General features: G+C 67.9%; 13 protein-coding genes and 4 pseudogenes. 11 read left to right on the top strand and 6 right to left on the bottom strand.

Going from position 1 to position 18,407, the window contains the following annotated elements; all coding sequences use genetic code 11:
• Window positions 1-18 precede the first annotated feature (18 nt).
• The 6 genes and pseudogenes from ACQ858_RS16195 to ACQ858_RS16170 all read left to right on the top strand — a co-directional run bounded on the left by ACQ858_RS16195 (window position 19) and on the right by ACQ858_RS16170 (window position 6,630).
• Window positions 19-795 carry an SDR family NAD(P)-dependent oxidoreductase gene (locus tag ACQ858_RS16195; RefSeq protein ID WP_431273693.1) on the top strand — a complete coding sequence of 259 codons (777 nt, stop codon included), beginning with the start codon at window positions 19-21 and terminating at the stop codon, window positions 793-795.
• A complete protein-coding gene (locus ACQ858_RS16190) occupies window positions 792-1,331 on the top strand; it encodes a MarR family winged helix-turn-helix transcriptional regulator (RefSeq protein WP_431273692.1) in 540 nt (179 codons plus the stop codon). Before ACQ858_RS16195 ends, ACQ858_RS16190 begins: the two co-directional genes overlap by 4 nt.
• Window positions 1,328-1,762 carry an acyl-CoA thioesterase gene (locus tag ACQ858_RS16185; protein ID WP_431273691.1) on the top strand — a complete coding sequence of 145 codons (435 nt, stop codon included), beginning with the start codon at window positions 1,328-1,330 and terminating at the stop codon, window positions 1,760-1,762. Before ACQ858_RS16190 ends, ACQ858_RS16185 begins: the two co-directional genes overlap by 4 nt.
• A gap of 72 nt (window positions 1,763-1,834) precedes the next feature.
• Window positions 1,835-3,325: a DUF2252 domain-containing protein gene (locus ACQ858_RS16180; RefSeq protein ID WP_431273690.1), complete on the top strand. Its 1,491-nt coding sequence runs from the start codon at window positions 1,835-1,837 to the stop codon at window positions 3,323-3,325.
• Window positions 3,326-3,579: 254 nt separating this feature from the next.
• Window positions 3,580-5,210 (top strand): annotated as a pseudogene (locus ACQ858_RS16175) (SulP family inorganic anion transporter).
• A 58-nt stretch (window positions 5,211-5,268) separates the two neighbouring features.
• Window positions 5,269-6,630 carry a DUF2252 domain-containing protein gene (locus ACQ858_RS16170; protein ID WP_431273689.1) on the top strand — a complete coding sequence of 454 codons (1,362 nt, stop codon included), beginning with the start codon at window positions 5,269-5,271 and terminating at the stop codon, window positions 6,628-6,630.
• Between the two features lie 27 nt (window positions 6,631-6,657).
• Here the strand turns inward: ACQ858_RS16170 and ACQ858_RS16165 are convergent, their stop codons facing one another.
• Both ACQ858_RS16165 and ACQ858_RS16160 read right to left on the bottom strand, forming a co-directional pair.
• Window positions 6,658-7,935, bottom strand: coding sequence for an MFS transporter (locus ACQ858_RS16165; RefSeq protein WP_431273688.1), 1,278 nt, complete (start codon window positions 7,933-7,935; stop codon window positions 6,658-6,660).
• Window positions 7,936-7,951: 16 nt separating this feature from the next.
• Window positions 7,952-8,605, bottom strand: coding sequence for an ArsR/SmtB family transcription factor (locus ACQ858_RS16160; RefSeq protein ID WP_431273687.1), 654 nt, complete (start codon window positions 8,603-8,605; stop codon window positions 7,952-7,954).
• A gap of 320 nt (window positions 8,606-8,925) precedes the next feature.
• On the opposite strand from ACQ858_RS16160, the gene ACQ858_RS16155 reads away from it, so the two are divergent.
• The 5 genes and pseudogenes from ACQ858_RS16155 (at window position 8,926) to ACQ858_RS16135 (ending at window position 14,342) form a co-directional block, all read left to right on the top strand.
• Window positions 8,926-9,783, top strand: coding sequence for an FAS1-like dehydratase domain-containing protein (locus tag ACQ858_RS16155; RefSeq protein WP_431273686.1), 858 nt, complete (start codon window positions 8,926-8,928; stop codon window positions 9,781-9,783).
• A 27-nt stretch (window positions 9,784-9,810) separates the two neighbouring features.
• A complete protein-coding gene (locus ACQ858_RS16150) occupies window positions 9,811-10,971 on the top strand; it encodes an acyl-CoA dehydrogenase family protein (RefSeq protein WP_431273685.1) in 1,161 nt (386 codons plus the stop codon).
• A pseudogene (locus ACQ858_RS16145) lies at window positions 10,971-12,160 on the top strand (CaiB/BaiF CoA transferase family protein). Before ACQ858_RS16150 ends, ACQ858_RS16145 begins: the two are co-directional and overlap by 1 nt.
• Window positions 12,157-13,513: pseudogene (locus ACQ858_RS16140) on the top strand (MmgE/PrpD family protein). Before ACQ858_RS16145 ends, ACQ858_RS16140 begins: the two co-directional pseudogenes overlap by 4 nt.
• 4 nt (window positions 13,514-13,517) lie before the next feature.
• Window positions 13,518-14,342, top strand: a complete 825-nt coding sequence (locus tag ACQ858_RS16135) for an HpcH/HpaI aldolase/citrate lyase family protein (RefSeq protein ID WP_431273684.1) — start codon at window positions 13,518-13,520, stop codon at window positions 14,340-14,342.
• Here ACQ858_RS16135 and ACQ858_RS16130 read toward each other — a convergent pair.
• From ACQ858_RS16130 to ACQ858_RS16115, 4 genes and pseudogenes are all read right to left on the bottom strand, one after another.
• Window positions 14,302-15,054: an arylmalonate decarboxylase gene (locus tag ACQ858_RS16130; protein WP_431273683.1), complete on the bottom strand. Its 753-nt coding sequence runs from the start codon at window positions 15,052-15,054 to the stop codon at window positions 14,302-14,304. The two genes, ACQ858_RS16135 and ACQ858_RS16130, sit on opposite strands and share 41 nt — an antisense overlap.
• A 1-nt stretch (window position 15,055) precedes the next feature.
• Window positions 15,056-16,050 (bottom strand): annotated as a pseudogene (locus tag ACQ858_RS16125) (Bug family tripartite tricarboxylate transporter substrate binding protein).
• Between the two features lie 198 nt (window positions 16,051-16,248).
• Complete coding sequence (locus ACQ858_RS16120) at window positions 16,249-17,403, bottom strand: mandelate racemase/muconate lactonizing enzyme family protein (RefSeq protein WP_431273682.1); 1,155 nt, start codon at window positions 17,401-17,403, stop codon at window positions 16,249-16,251.
• Window positions 17,404-17,513: 110 nt separating this feature from the next.
• Window positions 17,514-18,407, bottom strand: coding sequence for a LysR substrate-binding domain-containing protein (locus ACQ858_RS16115; RefSeq protein WP_431273681.1), 894 nt, complete (start codon window positions 18,405-18,407; stop codon window positions 17,514-17,516).

The following is an 18,407-nucleotide window of genomic DNA, read 5'->3' as shown; positions in this document are numbered from 1 at the left end:
CAATGTTTTAGGTACGCCATGAACAATGCCCTCAAAGGCCGCCACGCCGTCGTCACCGGAGCCGCACGCGGCATAGGCGCGGAGATCGCGAGAACGCTCGCTGCCGAAGGTGCGCGCGTCAGCCTCATCGGCCGTGATCGCGCTGCGCTGGAGAAGGTGCAGAAGGCGCTGCCGGGTACCGGCCACGCCGTGGCGGCGGCCGACGTGAGCGACGAGGCCTCGGTGCGCGCCGCGTTCGAGGCGCTTCGCGCGGCCTCGGGGCCGGTGGCGATCCTCGTCAACAACGCGGGGCAGGCCGAGAGCGCGCCGTTCCTCAAGACCTCGATCGAACTGTGGCAGCGCATGCTGGCCGTGAACCTCACCGGCAGCTTTCTCTGTGCGCAGGCGGCACTGCCCGACATGCTCGACGCGGGGTGGGGCCGCATCGTCAACATCGCGAGCACCGCGGGGCAGAAGGGCTATGCCTACGTCTCGGCCTACACGGCGGCCAAGCATGGCGTGATCGGGCTCACGCGCTCGCTCGCGCTCGAAGTGGCGCGCAAGGGCATCACCGTCAACGCGGTGTGCCCGGGCTACACGGAAACCGACATCCTGCGCAACAGCGTCGCCAACGTGGTCGGCAAGACCGGCCGCAGCGAAGCCGACGCGCTGGCGGAATTCGCGGCCGTCAATCCGCAGCGCCGCATCGTGCAGCCGGCCGAGGTCGCCGATGCGGTGCGCTGGCTTTGCGGCGAGGGCGCTGCCTCGATGAATGGACAATCGATTTCCGTTTCAGGGGGAGAAGTCACACCATGATCGACAGTACCAACGACCCATCGCATGCGGCGCTCAGCGACGCGGAAGAACTCGGCCACGAGGCCCGTGCACGGCATGACGACCACGTGGTGCTCAAGCTCTGGCTGCGCATGCTTGCGAGCACCACGCAGATCGAGGCCGAGATCCGCAAGCGCCTGCGCGAGCGCTTCGACATCACGCTCGCGCGCTTCGACTACATGGCGCAGCTCTACCGCTACCGCGAGGGCCTGAAGATGCGCGTGCTCTCGCGCTACCTGATGGTGACCGGCGGTAACGTCACAGGCCTCACCGACGAGCTGGAGCGCGAAGGCTTCGTCTCGCGCACGCCGAGTCCCGATGACCGCCGTGCGTGGATCGTGAGCCTCACCGCCAAGGGCCGCCGCAGCTTCGAGGCGATGGCGAAGGAGCACGAGCAGTGGATTCTCGAGATGTTCTCGGGCCTCGACACGAAGACCGTGCGACAGCTCTATGCGCAACTGGGCCAGCTGCGGGTGCTTGTGATGCGGAACGAGCCTTCGGCCGAGGAGAACGCATGAGCGACCCGGTCGCCACCGGCGCGGAGTTCTGCCGCGAACGGCTGATCCGCTTCTCCGACTGCGACCCGGCGGGCATCGTCTTCTACCCGCAGTATTTCGTGATGTTCAACGGCCTCGTCGAGGACTGGGTCAACGACGGGCTCGACATCGGCTATCGCACGCTGATCGTCGAACAGCGCATCGGCCTGCCGACGGTGCGGCTCGAAGCGGACTTCCGCGCGGTGAGCCGCATGGGCGATCGCGTGATCCTCGGCCTCGCGGTGGAGCAGCTCGGCACCCGCTCGATCACGCTCGGGCTGCACTGTTTCGACGCCGAAGGCGAGACGCGCATGCGGATGCGGCAGGTGCTGGTCACGACATCGCTCGAAACCCATCGGGCCATCGAGATCCCCGCGCACCTGCGCGCGGCCATCGGGCGCGGCGCGGGTTAGGCGCTCGCGCGCCGCCCGTTGGCATCCTCGCGGCGCGCAGAATGGAGCCATTCCATCATCACGGAGCGAGGAATGGCGCGAAACAACGGGAGCGAGGCGACCAGCCAGGCGGCGATCGCGCGGGCGGAAGAACTGGTTGAGGCCTTCACGGCGGAGCGGCCCGGCGTGGACGAGCGCATGGCCGCCGGCAAGGCGCTTCGCGAGCGCGTGCCGCGCGCCAGCCACGGCGCCTTCGAGCGGCGGCCCGAGGTCGATCCGGTCGCCATCCTGCGCCAGCAGGCGGTGACGCGCCTGCCCGACCTCATCCCGGTGCGCCACGCGCGCATGATGCAGTCGCCCTTCGCCTTCCTGCGGGGCTCTGCGGCGGTGATGGCGGCCGACCTCGCATCGAGCGTCACCACCGGCCTGCAGGTGCAGGCGTGCGGCGACATGCATGTGGCCAACTTCGGCGTCTTCGCCTCGGCCGAGCGGCAACTCGTCTTCGCGATCAACGACTTCGACGAGACGCAGCCCGGTCCGTGGGAATGGGACGTCAAGCGACTCGCCGCGAGCGCCTACGTCGCGTCGCAGTACCTCGGCGGCGACGTGGCCGCTTGCGAGGCCGCTGCGCGTGCGGCCGCCCAGAGCTACCGCCACCGCATCCGCCGCTATGCCGGCATGGGCCTGCTCGACGTCTGGTACGACACCATCGACAGCGCACGCCTGATCGACGCGCTGCCGACCTGGCTGCAGCCGGGCGCCGCCGCCGTGCTGGAGAAGGCACGCAAGCGCACCCACCTGCAGGTGCTCGACAAGATGACCGACCTGGTCGACGACCAGCATCGCATCGTCGAGCAGCACCCTTTCATCGTGCGGCAGACCCACACCTCGACGGGCCGGCCGGTGCAGGAGGCGCTGGGCCTGTTCCTTTCCGGCTATCTCGATTCGCTCGCACCCGACCGGCGGCTGCTGCTGTCGCGCTACCGCATGATCGACTCGGCGCAGAAGGTGGTCGGCGTGGGCAGCGTCGGCACGCGGTGCTGGGTGGCGCTGATGCAGGGCCGGGACAAGGACGACCCGCTGTTCCTCCAACTGAAGGAAGCGCAGGCGTCCGTGCTGTCGCCGTACCTGCCCGCGCGTCCCGGCTTCACGCCGCCGGCCAATCAGGGCGAGCGCGTGGTGATGGGGCAGCGTCTGATCCAGGGCTCGCCGGACATTTTTCTCGGCTGGGGCCATATCGACGGCGTCGACTACTACGTGCGACAGCTGCGCGACATGAAGGGCAGCATCGAGCTCGAGCCGCACGCGACGCCGCCTTCGGCGTTCGCGGAGTACTGCACCCTGTGCGGCTGGGCGCTTGCGCTCGCGCATGCCAAGTCGGGCGACGCGGCGCTGATCGGCGGCTATCTCGGCAAGTCGGAGGTGTTCGACGACGCGATGGTGCGCTTTGCCGCGGCCTACGCCGAGCAAACCCAGCACGACTACAACGCCTTCGCGGCCGCGGCGCGCGAGGGCGTCATCGAAGTGGCGGCGCTGGAGCGGCTCGCGGCGCAGGGGCAGGCGAAGGTCCAGGCCGCCGGATAGTCGAGGGGCGGATTCAGACGATCGCCCACTCCCGCCGCACCTGCAATTGCGGTTCGTCGCCAAGCCGCTGCGCTTGATCCACATCAAGTGCGCTACGCCCCTTGTCCCTAGACTCCGGACAAAGTCTCGCCGGGTGGCCGAAGCCCGGCGATCGCCTGGCTCTTCGGCGGAGGAGTTCTCATATGCAGGATCTGGCCGGCTCCCCAGTCGATCGCGCGCAGTCCATCGCGCAGGGGCGCGTGCGTCACTACAGCATGGAGTGGGCCAAGGCGGATGTCGTGGCCGGCCTGACCGTTGCGGCCGTTGTCATTCCGAAGGCACTGGCCTATGCCACCGTCGCGGGACTGCCGATCCAGGTCGGCCTCTATACGGCCTTCCTGCCCATGGTCATCTATGCCTTCCTCGGCACCTCGCGACCGCTCAGCGTCAGCACGACGGCGACGCTTGCCATCCTGACCGCAGCCGCCCTGGGCAAGGTCGTGCCCGACGGCAACCTCGCTGCCTTGACGACCGCCACTGCAACCTTGACCGCGCTCGTGGGCGTCACGCTGATGCTGGCGTCGCTCCTGCGGCTCGGCTTCGTCGCCAATTTCATTTCCGACCCGGTGCTCACGGGGTTCAAGGCCGGCATCGCCATCGTGGTCGTGGTGGATCAACTGCCCAAATTGCTGGGTATCCACTTCGAGAAAGGCAACTTCGGCCACAACGTGTACGAGATCCTGGCGGGTCTGCCCCATCTCTCGGTCACGACACTGGCAGTCGGCGTGGCCACCATGGCCATGCTCGTGGCGATCGAACATCTGTGGCCGAAGGCGCCCGCTCCCCTTATTGCGGTGGCCGCCGGGATCGCCTGCGTGGCGCTCCTCGATTTGTCTTCGCACGGCGTGGGGCTGGTCGGCAAGGTGCCGACGGGTCTGCCGGCCCTGACGCTGCCTGACCGATCGATGATCCTCGAGCTCTGGCCCGCCGCCGTGGGGATCGCGCTCATGAGCTTCACGGAGACGGTCGCGGCCGGCCGGGCCTTTGTGCGCGACGATGAGCCGATGCCTGCGGCCAACCGGGAGCTGCTCGCCACAGGTCTCGCGAATGTGGGTGGCGCGCTGCTGGGCGCCATGCCGGGTGGCGGTGGCACATCGCAGACAGCGGTCAATCGCCTCGTCGGCGCACGCACGCAGGTTGCCGAACTGGTGACCGCGGGGGGCACGCTTTGCACGATGCTGGTGCTGGCTCCATTCATTGCCATGATGCCCCATGCAACGTTGGCCGCCGTGGTCATCGTGTACTCCGTCGGCCTGATCGATCCGGTCGAGTTTCGGGCGATCCTCTCGATCCGGCGAACCGAGTTCGTGTGGGCACTGGCTGCGGTCCTGGGTGTCGTTCTGCTCGGTACCTTGCAGGGCATCGTGATCGCCATCGCCATCTCGCTGCTGTCGCTTGCGCATCAGGTTTCCGATCCGGCGTTGCACGTTCTCGCGCGCAAGCCCGGAACCAGGCTGTTCAGGCCGACCTCCCCGGGCACCCCGATGACCAGAAGATCGATGGACTGCTGATCCTGCGCCCCGAAGGTCGCATCTTCTTCGCCAATGCCGAGCGCCTGGGCCAGAAGATCTCGCATCTGGTCTCGCAGGCCGATCCACGTGTGGTCGTGCTCGACCTGCGCGCTGTGTTCGATCTCGAGTACACGGCGCTGAAGATGCTGACGGCCGCGGAAAAGAAGGCCCGGACAAGCGGCAGGGAAGTCTGGCTCGTCGGCCTGACGCCGGGCGTCATGCAGTTGATACGACGCTCGCCGTTGAGCGATGCATTGGGTCGCGAGCGGATGTTCGCGCGGTTGGAAGACGCAGTGGCAAAGTTTGAGGCCGGTGCGAAGAAGGAGTCGCCATGAAGAACAAGTCCGACAATTCCAGGCGCGACGCGGCACAGCCGCAGGGTGCCCCCCGTACGTGAGCGCCGATGAGCGCGCGGCCGAGGGACGCAGACTGCGCGACAAGATATCTCGAACCTCGCACGGAGGGTGGTCCGAGCCGAAGGACCGCCGCGATCCGATCGAGATCCTCGTCGAGTCGAACGAGGGGCGCGTTCCGGCGCTGATTCCGATCCGCTTCGGCCGAATGGCGGCGTCCCCCTTCGCGTTCTATCGAGGCGCAGCCGCGCTCATGGCTGCCGACCTCGCCACGACGCCGGTCAGCGGCTTGCGGGTGCAGGCGTGCGGCGACGCACATCTCATGAACTTCGGCGGCTTTGCCACGCCTGAGCGCAACGTGATCTTCGATGTCAATGATCTGGACGAGACCTTGCCGGCGCCGTTCGAGTGGGACCTGAAGCGACTTGCAGCCAGCGTGGTCATCGCGGCCCAACACCTGAGGTTGCCCAATAGTGACGCGGGGCGAGTCGCAAGAGATGTCGTTCGGGAATATCGCGAGCGGATGATCGACTACGCGGGGATGCCGGCGCTGGACATCTGGTACGACAAGATCGACCTGCGCAAGTATGCGGACAGGGCGGGAGATCCGGAGATCGTGGCCGACGCGCGCAGGCGCCTGGCGGAGAGGATCGAAGCGGAAGAGCGCAAGACGGTGGCCGATCATCTGTATCCGAAACTGGTGTCCGAGCAGGGAACGCTTCCGAGGATCAAGGACGACCCGCCATTGATCTACCACCCGGATTCCCGGGAGGCCCCTGGCCTCGAATCCGGATACACCGAAGCCATCGCGCTGTACCGGGAGAGCCTGCCGGAGCATGTCCGGACACTGTTCGACCGGTTCCGGTTCGTCGACCTCGCCGTCAAGGTGGTCGGGGTGGGGAGCGTGGGAACCATGTGTGCCGTGTGCCTCTTTCTCGCCGGGGACCGGGACCCGCTGTTCCTGCAGGTGAAGGAAGCGAAGGCCTCCGTGCTCGAGCCGTATGCCGGCAAGAGTCGGCATCCGAACCACGGCCAGCGCGTCATCTCGGGCCAGCACCTGATGCAGTCCGCGAGCGACGTGTTTCTGGGGTGGACCAAGGGAATGAACGGACGGCATTTCTACATCCGGCAGCTTCGCGACATGAAGATGTCGGCCATCATCGAAGACTGGGACGCGGGACTGCTGCGTCAGTACGGGCGCATGTGCGCCCACGCGCTCGCCCGCGCACATGCGCGTTCGGGTGACCCGGTGGCGGTCGCCGGATACATGGGATCGGGGCAGACTTTCGAGGACGCCGTGGGCGAGTTCGCGACTGAATACGGCGAGCAGAACCGCAGGGACTATCGGGAATTCCTCAAGGCGATTCGGTCGGGAAGGATCGAGGCGGTCGTCGAGGCATGACCTGGGCGATCGAAGCTCGGGCGCAGATCACTGCGCGGGGTTGAGTCGAGGATGCGTTTCCTCGCCCCAGCGATAGAGCGCCAGACCGGAAAGCGCCATGGCGCCGGCCACGAACCAGAACGCGCTCTCGAGTCGACCGCCCAGGGCTGCCGCCGCGCCGAGTCCCAATGCGCCGATGCCATAGCCGGTGTCTCGCCAGAAGCGGTAAATGCCGATGGCCGATGCGCGCCAGTTCGGATGCGCGATGTCGGCCACAGCGGCGCTCAGGTTCGGGTAGAGCATTGCCATGCCCAGGCCGGAGATGGCAGCCGAGGCGGTCCACCATGCGGCGCCTTCGCCGAGCGGCATCAGCGCGACGCCTGCGCCACATATCCACATGCCCCACGCGTTGAGCAGGTGGCGACCCCACCGGTCAGATAGCTGGCCCGTGAAGAACTGTGCGGCTCCCCAGGTAAAGCCATACACGCCCACAATCCAGCCGATCTGAGGGAGGCTCACCCCGCGCTGATGCAGGTAGACGGGCCAGATGGCCCACACGAGCGCATCGACGAACTTCTCGACAAGTCCTGCCCGGCAAAGGGCTGCCATGCGCGGGTCGCGCCAACTCATGAGGGCGAACATCTCCCTGGTCGAAGGTCGAGGACTCACGCGCGTCGGATAGCGGGGCCTTAACGCCAGCGTTTCGGGATGCGCATGGCGCTTGACCTCATCCTGGGCCCAGGGAAGCGTCTCCACGACGGCAAGCCAGGCCAGCAGGGTCGCCAGCCCGATGACCGCGGCCCCGAACCAGAACAACCCTTGGCGTGGGCCCAGGACGGAGGCCGGGTAGCCGGTCGTGACGCCGGCAAGGGCCACGCCGAGGTAGCCGGAGAACTCGTTCAGGCCGATGACCAGTCCGCGCTGGTCCGCCCGCGTGAAATCAAGCTTCGCCGTCTGCGTCATCGACCAGGTCAGCCCCTGATTGATGCCCAACAGGACCGTGGCGAACACCACCCACGACCAGCTCGTCGCGAAGTAGATGAGTGCCGGAATGGGCACCGCGGAAAGCCATCCGAGCAGCAACACGCGTCTGCGCCCCATCTGCTCGGCGATGCGACCCGCGACGAAGTTCATGGCGCCTTTGACAAAGCCGAAGGCGACGACGAAGGCGACCAGCAGCATGAACGAATTGCGCGGCACGCCGAACTCGGTCTCCGCCAGTGCGGGAACGACGGTGCGCATCATCCCGATGGTCATGCCCACGAGCAGCACTTGCAGCAGTTGCTGCAAGAACTGGCTCAGGTTGGCGCGGATGCCGAAGTGCATGGTGAGCTCAGGGGTGTCACTCGACGACCGGCAAGCCACGAGCGCGCCACTCGGCCACCCCGTCGGTCAGGTGGAAGGCCTGGTAACCCTTCTTTCGCAGCAGTTCGACCGCGTCCTTGGCCATCAGGCAGAACGGGCCGCGGCAATAGGCGACCACGGGCACATTCTTCGGGAGCTCGGCGAGTCGTTTCTTGAGTTCATCCACCGGCAGCGAGCGTGCATGCGGCAGGTGGGCGGATGCGAACTCCTCTTGCGGGCGGACGTCCAGCACGACCACCTCGCCGGCGGCAGCGCGGTGCAGGATGTCGCCGCGGTCGACCCCTTGCAGTTCGTCTGCGTGGTCGGTGATCGACGCCAGCGCCATCTGCAACTCGACCAGCCGCTCCTCGGCTTCGGACCTCAATGTGACCCAAAGGTCGGCCACGCTCGTGTCGGCCAGGCGATAGAAGACGTACTTGCCTTCCTTGCGGGCGTCAACGAGGCGCGCAAGCCGGAGCTCCTTCAGGTGCGCGCTGGCCAGCTTGACGCTGATGTCCGCCTGGGCAGCAAGGGTTTCGACGGTCTTTTCCCCCTGGCACAGCAACTCCACGAGCTCCAGCCGCTTTGGGCTCGAGATGGCCTTGCCGATGCGAGCGACCTGTTCGTAAAGCCGGGTCTTCAATTCTTTCATCCGCTCATTCTAGCGATTATTAGAATATTGAAGAACGCCTTCGTGGCGGGGCGCTCAGGCCTGCGATGGCCGGCAGCGGCCCGGGGGCGGCGCGTCTGAAGCCGGGGCAGGAGCGTGCCAGACGGGCCCGCAAAGCGGCATTCGCTTCTCCTGAAGGGAGGGTTTGGCAATCACAGACCCGCAACGCTGCAGGATGGATAGATTTGCCACCCATGACCAAAATCAAGAAATCGCTGCACACTGGCCTCGGTGACGGCACACCCGACGGGCATTGAGCCCCGGCCGCGCAAGGACTGATGAATCAATCAAGGACGCACACGATGACCGAAGCCCTGGACCTCGACCACCTGCGCAGCTGGATCGGCCGCACGGAGACGCACGAGGACCTGCTCTCGCCCTGGACCGCCAGTGCCATGGCCGCCACGGTGCGCAACGACGGGCAGGCGTGGCAGCCCGGCCGCGCGCTGCCGCCGCTGTGGCACTGGTGCTATTTCCTGCCGACCGCGCCGCAGAACGGGCTGGGGCCCGACGGGCATCCGGCGCGCGGCGGCTTCCTGCCGCCGGTGCCGCTGCCGCGCCGCATGTGGGCGGGCAGCCAGTTCGAGTTCTTCGCGCCGCTGAAGCTCGCCACGCCGAGCACCCGGACATCGCGCGTGGTCGATGTGAACCTCAAGCAGGGCAAGGGCGGCGCGCTGGTCTTCGTCAAGGTGCAGCACGAGGTGCATGCGGGCGGCGCACTGCTGCTGCGCGAGTTCCACGACATCGTGTACCGCGAGGCGCCCAGGCCGGGCGAATCCGCGCCGCCGCAGACACCCCCGGCCGACGCCGCGTGGACGGTGGAGCATCTGCCCGATGCGCCGCTCCTGTTCCGCTATTCGGCGCTGACCTTCAACAGCCACCGCATCCACTACGACTTTCCCTACGTCACGCAGGTGGAGGGCTATGAGGACCTCATCGTGCATGGGCCGCTCATCGCCACGCTGCTGCTCGAAGCCGCGCAGCAGAACAACCCGGGCCGCGCGGTGCGGGCCTACACCTTCAAGGCGGTGCGACCGCTGACCTGCGGCAAGCCGCTTCGCGTGCGTGGCCATGCGGTGCAGCCCGACGGCACCGTCGTGCTGTGGGCCGAGGACGCACAAGGTGCACTGCTGATGCAGGCCACCGCACGCTTCGCCTGAGCCGACAACGATTCATTCACGACCACCATGAGCCCATCCACCCAACGCTTCCAGGACATCCGCGACGCGGTGCGCGACCTGTGCGCGCAGTTTCCCAGCGAGTACTTCCGCAAGATCGACGAGCAGCGCGCCTACCCGGCCGAGTTCGTCGATGCGCTCACCCAGGCCGGCTGGATGGCCGCGCTGATCCCGCAGGCGTACGGCGGCTCGGGCCTCGGGCTGACCGAGGCCTCGGTGATCATGGAAGAGATCAACCGCGCCGGAGGCAACTCCGGGGCCTGTCACGGACAGATGTACAACATGGGCACGCTGCTGCGGCACGGCTCGGACGAGCAGAAGAAGAAATACCTCCCCAGGATCGCGACCGGCGATCTGCGCCTGCAATCGATGGGCGTGACCGAGCCCAGCACTGGCACCGACACCACCAGGATCAAGACCACCGCGGTGAAGAAGGGCGACCGCTATGTCATCAACGGGCAGAAGGTGTGGATATCGCGCATTCAGCATTCGGATCTGATGATCCTGCTCGCGCGCACCACGCCGCTCGCGGAGGTCAGGAAGAAGTCCGAGGGCATGTCGATCTTCATCGTCGACCTGCGCGAGGCGATCGGCAACGGGCTCACGGTGCGGCCGATCCTCAACATGGTCAACCACGAGACGAACGAGCTGTTCTTCGAGAACCTGGAGATTCCGGCAGAGAACCTGATCGGCGAGGAAGGACAGGGCTTCAAGTACATCCTCGACGGCCTCAACGCCGAGCGCACGCTGATTGCAGCCGAGTGCATCGGCGACGGCTACTGGTTCATCGACAAGGTGACGGCTTACACCAAGGAGCGCGTGGTGTTCGGCCGGCCGATCGGGCAGAACCAGGGCGTGCAGTTCCCGATCGCCGAAGCCTTCATCGAAGTCGAGGCCGCCAACCTGATGCGCTACGAAGCCTGCCGCCTCTTCGACGCGCACGAGCCCTGTGGCGCGCAGGCCAACATGGCGAAGTACCTCGCGGCCAAGGCCTCGTGGGAAGCGGCCAATGCCTGCCTGCAGTTCCACGGCGGCTTCGGCTTTGCGTGCGAATACGACGTGGAGCGCAAGTTTCGCGAGACGCGGCTCTATCAGGTGGCGCCGATCTCGACCAACCTGATCCTCAGCTACGTGGCCGAGCACATCCTCGGTCTGCCCAGGAGCTTCTGATGCGCCCGCTCGAAGGCATCACCGTTCTCACGCTCGAACACGCGATCGCGGCGCCGTTCTGCACGCGGCAGCTCGCCGATCTTGGCGCGCGGGTCATCAAGGTCGAGCGACCCGGCAGCGGCGACTTCGCGCGAGCGTACGACCAGCGCGTGCACGGGCTCGCATCGCACTTCGTCTGGACCAACCGCTCCAAGGAAAGCCTCACGCTCGATGTGAAGCATCCGAAGGGGCAGGAGATCCTTGCGCGCCTCGTGGCCGAGGCCGACGTGCTGGTGCAGAACCTCGCGCCGGGCGCGGCGGCGCGGCTTGGGCTGTCGTTCGAGGCGCTGTCGCCGAAGCATCCGGGGCTGATCGTGTGCGACATCTCGGGCTATGGCGACGACGCGGGCAAGCCCGGGCCGTACCGCGACAGCAAGGCGTACGACCTGCTGATCCAGAGCGAATCGGGCTTTCTCTCGGTCACCGGCACGCCGCAGGAGATGGCGAAGGCCGGCTGCTCGATCGCGGACATCTCCGCGGGCATGTACGCCTACACCAACATCCTCGCGGCGCTACTGCAGCGCGGCAAGACGGGCAAGGGCTGCCGCATCGATGTCTCGATGCTGGAGAGCATGGTCGAGTGGATGAGCTTCCCGCTGTACTACGCCTTCGACGGTGCGGACCCGCCGCCGCGCGCGGGGCGGCGCACGCGACGATCTATCCCTACGGGCCGTTCCCGGCGGGTGACGGCAAGCTGGTGATGCTCGGGCTGCAGAACGAACGCGAATGGCAGGTGTTCTGCACCAAGGTGCTGGAGCAGCCGGGGCTGGCGAACGATGAGCGCTTTGCATCGAACACCAGGCGCACCGATTCGCGCGACGCGCTGCGCGAGATCATCGTGCAGGCCTTCGCGCCCTTCACTGCGGCGGAGATCATGAAGCGGCTGGGCGACGCACAGATCGCGACCGCGCAGGTCAACACGATGCACGACGTGTGGAACCACCCGCAGCTCAAGGCGCGCGAGCGCTGGACCGAGGTGGGCACGGGTGCGGGACCGATTCCCGCGCTGCAGCCGCCCGGCATGCCGCGCGAGTGGAATGCGCGCATGGATGCGGTGCCGACGCTGGGACAGCACACCGATTCGATCCTGGCCGAGTGCGGCTACGACAAGGACGCCATTGCCGCGCTGCGCGCCGAGGGCGTGACATGAGTGCCCACCCCAGCCAGACGCTGGCCACCTTCGCCGCCGAACTCTCGTTCGAGCGCATTCCCGATGCGGTCGTGCGCCGCGCCGAAGACCTGATGCTCGACTGGCTGGGTTCGGTGCTCGCCGCGCGCTCGGCGCGGCCGGTGCAGAGCATCCAGCGCTTCGCCGAGACGATGGGGCCGGGGGAAGGGCCGAGCGAAGTACTGATCTCGCGCCGCACCACGTCGCCGGTGTTCGCCGCGCTCGTCAATGCAGCGGCTTCGCACTATGTCGAGCAGGACGACGTGCACAACGGCTCGGTGTTCCATCCGGCGGCGGTGGTGTTCGCCCCCGCGCTGGCGGTGGCGCAGGCCGTTGGCGCAAGCGGCAAGCAGCTGCTGACAGCGGTGGTCGCGGGCTACGAGGTCGGTATTCGCGTCGGCGAGTTTCTCGGGCGTTCGCACTACCGCACCTTTCACACCACGGCCACCGCGGGCACGCTGGCGGCAGCTGCGGCCGTGGGGCGCCTGCTCGATCTCACGCCCGCGCAGATGCTGCATGCCTTCGGCTCCGCCGGTACGCAGTCCGCGGGCGTGTGGGAGTTCCTGCGCGACGCGGCGGATTCCAAGCAGCTGCACTGCGCGCATGCCGCTGCGGCGGGGCTGATGTCGGCCTATCTCGCGAAGGACGGCTTCACCGGCGCCGCGCGCGTGCTCGAAGGCGCGCAGGGCCTCGGCGTGGGCATGTCGACCGATGCCGATCCGGCCAGGCTCACCGATGGGTTGGGCACGCGCTGGACGCTGGCCGAGACCTCGTTCAAGTTCCACGCATCGTGCCGCCACACGCACCCGGCCGCCGATGCGCTGTTGCAGGTCATGCAGCAGAACAAGCTGAGGGCGGGCGACATCGCGCGCGTGGTCACGCGTGTGCATCAGGGCGCGATCGACGTGCTCGGGCGCGTGGTGGTGCCGTCCACCGTTCACCGAGGCCAAGTTCTCGATGGGCACGGTGCTCGGCCTCATCGCAGTGCACGGCCGGGCGGCGCTGACCGAGTTCGATCGCGACTTCCTCGCGCCCGAGGTCGCCGCCTTCCGCGACAAGGTCATGATGGAACTCGACCGCGAAGTCGACGCTGCCTACCCGGCACGCTGGATCGGCAAGGTCAGCGTGACCACCACCGACGGGCGCACTTTCTCGGGTCGCGTCGACGAACCCAAGGGCGACCCGGGCAACACGCTGAGCCGCGCGGAGATCGAGGACAAGATGCAGCGCCTCGCGCAGTACGGCGAGAGCGCGACGGCGGACGAGGCGAAGGCCGCGTGCACCAGGATCTGGAACCTCACGGGCGAGGCGCGCATCGGCCGCCTGCTCGGGTGACGGCATGGCCTCGACCGTCCGCAGCCTGCTGTTCGTCCCCGGCCACCAGGGCGCGCGTTTCGACAAGGCCTGCCAGAGCGGCGCCGATGCGATCGTGCTCGATCTGGAAGACGCGGTGCCGCTCGACCGCAAGGACGAAGCCCGCGCGCAGGTCGTGCAGTGGCTGGCCGTCCGCAGCAAAGGCAGCGCGAGTCCGCAGATCGCGATCCGCGTGAACGGTGCGGAGACGCCCTGGCATGCGGATGACCTCGCCGTGTGCGCCAGCGCGGGCGTCGATGCGCTGATGCTGCCCAAGTCCGAAGACCCGGCGGTGCTGCGCGCCGTCGCGGCAAGGCTGCCGGCGGTCGCGCTGCTGCCGCTGGTCGAGACCGCGCGCGGCATGGCGCGGCTCAAGGAGATCGCTGCCGCGCCCGGCGTTCAGCGACTGGTGTTCGGCACCATCGATTTCCAGGCCGATCTGGACATCGAAGGCGAAGGGCTGGAACTGCTGTATTTCCGCTCGCGCATGGTGCTTGCCTCGCGCGTGGCCGGCATCCAGCCGCCGGTGGATGGCGTGAGCACCACGATCGACGACGCGGGGCGCATCGAGGCGGATGCGTTGCAGGCGAGGCGGCTTGGCTTCGGCGCGAAGCTGTGCATCCACCCGAAGCAGGTCGCGATGGTGAACCGGGGCTTCTCGCCGACGCCGGCGCAGATCGACTGGGCGCGGCGCGTGATCGAGGCCGATGCCGCAAGCGGCGGTGCACCGGTCGCGGTCGACGGCAAGATGGTCGACCGGCCGGTGGTGCTCAAGGCGCAGGCGCTGTTGCGTGGGGCTGAAGGGCGCTGAAATCCTGCGCGAAGAGCCGCCCGTGCCCGGGTGCGCGCGGGTCCAGTCCGGCGCAGCGCACCAGATCCCAGAATCCGGCGGGTGAGCTCGACACCACGGGTGTACCGAGTTCGGCTTCGACCTGCCGCACCGCGTCGAGCGTGACCAGTCCGCCGCACGAGATCAGGATGCCGTCCGCGCCCGGGCTCGCCTTGAAGACCGTCCTGCAAAGGTCCACCAGCACCTCGGTGGGCACGGCGGCGACCGCCTGCACGTCGGAGATCGAAAGGCCCTGGATGGCCAACGGCTGGAAGCCGCTGTCGTCGAGATAGCGGCGCAGCAGCAGGTTGACCTCCTCGATGTAGGCGGTCGCGACCGCCACCCGCTTCACGCCGAGGCTGCGAAGGCCGTTCACGATGGCATCGCTCATCGTGCTGCTGGGCAGGCCGGTGGCCCGTGTCAGCTCGGCCTGCAGCTCGCGGTTGAATGCGGCGCCGCGGAAGAAGCTCAGCGAGGTGCCCATGAGCGAGACGGCCTGGACCCCCTCGGCGGCCAGTTCGCGCGCCTTGCCGATCACCGCGTCGATGACTTCGACATAGCCGCGCGTGGAGATCTCGCCAAGGCCCAGGCCGCGCGCGCTGAATCGGATGCGGTCGCCGTAGAGGAGCGGGCCGTCCACCGGCACGGCACCGGCAGCCGGCGGCACGATCAGGCCCAGATGAGGCTGCGTCATGTCAGTTGCCCTCCGCCACGATGTGCTGGTCCGCGATGATGCCTTTCCAGCGAGCGGTCTCCTCGGTCAGGGCGCTGCGCAGTTGCGCCGGACCGGCGTAGGCGCGCAGCATGCCCTGCGCGGCCGCGGCGCTGGCGGCCTCGGGCGTGTCGAGCACGTTCTTCACCGCGGTCGAGAGCCGCTCGACGATCTCGTCGGGCGTGCCCGCGGGCGCGAGCACGAAGATGCGCGGCGCGACGTCGAAGCCCGGCAGCGCATCGGACAGCGGCGCGACGTTTTCCGCGCCTTCGAGCCTGGCCGTGTTCATCAGCGCCACCGCGCGCAGCTTGCCGGCCTTGGCCTGCGCCATGCCGGCCGTGGCGCTGACGACGCCGATCGGCACCGGCCGCCGACCACGTCCGGCACGATCTGGGCGGCGCCGCGGTAGGGCACGTGCAGCACGAAGCTGCCGGTGCGCTGCTTGAGCACCTCGAAGCCCAGATGCTGCACCGTGCCGACGCCAGAGGTCGCGAACGAATAGCGGCCCGGGTGGGACTTGAGCTCGGCAATGAAGTCCTTCGGCGTGCGCGCCGGGAAGTCGTTGCCGGTGACGATCATCAGCGGCGAGACGAAGGCGCCCGCCACCGGCTTGAAGCTGGTCAGCGGATCGATCGCGATCTTCGGCTGCAGCAGCTTGGCGGTCAGCAGGGCGCTGTCGCCCAGCATCAGCGTGTAGCCGTCGGGCGCGGCCTTGGCGACCATGTCGGCCGCGATCAGGCCGGTCGCGCCAGTGCGGTTTTCGATCACCACCTGCTGGCCCAATGCCGTCGTCAGGCGGGCGCCCAGCAGGCGGGCGGCGGCGTCCACGCCGCCGCCCGCCGAATAGCCGACCACGAGGCGGATGGGTCTTTCGGGGTATTTCTGGGCCCAGGCGGCCGGCGCTGCGAGTGCGCCGGCCGCGCCGAGCGCGAGCGCGAGGGCCGTGGCGCAGATCGCCCGCCGGCGCGGCTGCTTCATCGTGAGAAAAGGTGTTGTCTCCATCGTGTCTCCGTGATTTCGGTTCTATATGGCGCTGCGTGCCACCCGCACCCCCTGAACCCGGCACCGCCGAGGCCAGAAACCCCGCGGAGCCGGCTCCGCCGGTCCGCCGGGGTTGCCCCCTGCAAGGGGTGCCCGAGCCACACGAAGTGGGCGAGGCTGGGGGTGAGCGTCATCTCAGGCTTTGCCCTTGCCGTGGGATGTGGGCAGCTTCGCCAGTTCGCGCACGCGATCCGGGTTCGGTGCAAAGCCCAGGCCGGGCGTTTCGGGCAGCGTGAGCCAGCCTTGCTCGGGCACCGGCAGGCCGTCGAAGATCTGGCGCAGCATCTGCACCGCCACGTAGTGGTATTCGACCAGCCCGCCATTGGCGACGCCCGCATGCAGGTGCATGTTGTGAAAGGGCCATGCGCCGCCGTTGTCGATCGGCACATTGAAGGCCTGCGCCATGCCGGCGATCTTCAGGCACTGCGAAAAGCCCCCGGAGATGGTCACGTTGGGCTGCAGCACGTCGACGGCCTGGTGGACCAGCAGGTCGCGGAAGCGGAACGCCAGGCCTTCGTTCTGGCCGCAGGCGAGCGGAATCCGCGTGCGACGGCGCAACTCCGCCATCTGGCGCACGTCGTTCTGTGTCAGCGGCTCTTCGAAGAAGCTGATGCCGTAGGGCTCGATGCGCCGCGCGAGCTCGCTCGCATGGAACAGGTCGAGACCGCAGTTGGCATCCACATAGAGCTTCGCGTCGGGGCCGATCGCCTCGCGAACCGCGGCGACGCGCCGAACGTCCTCGTCGATCACCTCGTCGATCGGCCGGGGTTCGTCGCGACGCGCCAACGCATGGCCGCCGACCGTCATCTTGAGCCGCTGGAATCCCTGCGACACCCACAGCTTCGCGGCCTCGGCGAGCTGGTCGCGCTCGAAGAAGCCGAAGCCGAAGGTGGCATAGACCGGCACCCGCGCCCGCGCGCCGCCGAGCAGGCGCCACAGCGGCTGGCCCAGCGCCTTGGCCTTGAGGTCCCACAAGGCGACATCGAGCGCCGCGATGGCGTGGCTCGCGTAGCCGGTCTGGCCGCGCGGCGACATCAGCCAGTAGAGCTTGTCCCAGAGCCGCTCGGTGGCCATCGGGTCCTCGCCGAGCAGCGCCGGCGCCGCCACTTCGCGCACGGCGGCAGCGATGATTTCCTCTTCGGTGATGGCGGTCATGCCGTGGCCGACCAGGCCGGTGTCGGTTTCGATCTCGGTCAGGCAAAGCGAGAGCGAGGTCTGCTTGTCGAGGCCCAGCACATCGATGGTGACCGGGACGTTCAGCGGCGTGGCGCTGACGCGGATGATTTTCAAGAATGCCTCCTTCTATTCTTCGGCCCGTCGATTCTTGACGCGCCGCCCAGGGAGAACAATTCGTTTGTGGTCATCGCGAGCCTTCGCCGGACGCGAAGGCTCGCGCGAGGTCAAGCATTGTCCGGCCTCAGCAGATGCTCCAGCACCGACCGCGCGGCTGCCGTCAGATCCTGCTCGCGCCGCACGCACAGCAGGTGGCGCCGCGAGGCCCAGGGCGCATCCAGCCGGAGGCAGCGCAGGCGCAGCACCTGCAGCTGCGGCAGGATCGCCGCGAACGGGAGCACGCCGATGCCCACGCCCTGTTCGACCATGCGGCACACCATGTCGAAACTGCCGACCTGCATGCGTACCTTGAGCGGCGCCTGCGCTTCCTGCGCAGCGGCGAGCAGCACCCGATGCAGCGCGGTGCCTTCGCGTACCACGATATGGTCATGGCGCAGGAGTTCCAGGGTGCCGATGCGCTTGCGCCGCGCCAGCGGATGGTCACACCCGACCACCACCGCGAGCTCGTCGCTGCGGTACGGCAGGCATTCCAGTCCCTGTGCCGGCGTGTGGCCTTCGATCACCCCGATGTCGGCCAGGCCGGCGCTCACGGCCTTGACGATGTCGGTGCTCGCGCGCTCCTGCAGGTCGATCTTGAGCACCGGATGCAGCTTGAGGAAGGAGCCGATCTGGTCCGGCAGGAACTGCGCGATGGCCGAGGCATTGGCCGTGATGCTGACCACGCCGCTCACGCCGTGCTGGAAATCGTCGAGCTCCGCGTTGAGCCGGTCCATGGCCGACAGCACGGCGCGCGCGTGCAGCAGGAATCCGTGGCCGGCCGAAGTCAGCGCGACGCCGCGCGCATGACGCACCAGCAGCGGCAACCGCGCCCGCGCTTCCAGATCGGAAATCCGCTTGCTGGCTGCTGCCAGTGCGATGTGGCAGCGTTTGGCGCCTTCGCTGATGCTGCCGTGTTCCGCCACGGCGACGAACAGGCGCAGCGATCGGAGATCGGCCGACAT

This window comes from Variovorax ureilyticus (assembly GCF_050632185.1).
Lineage (GTDB): Bacteria > Pseudomonadota > Gammaproteobacteria > Burkholderiales > Burkholderiaceae_C > Variovorax > Variovorax ureilyticus_A.
Note: the sequence above shows the minus strand (reverse complement) of the source record. Positions and strands in the feature narration are given on the sequence as shown.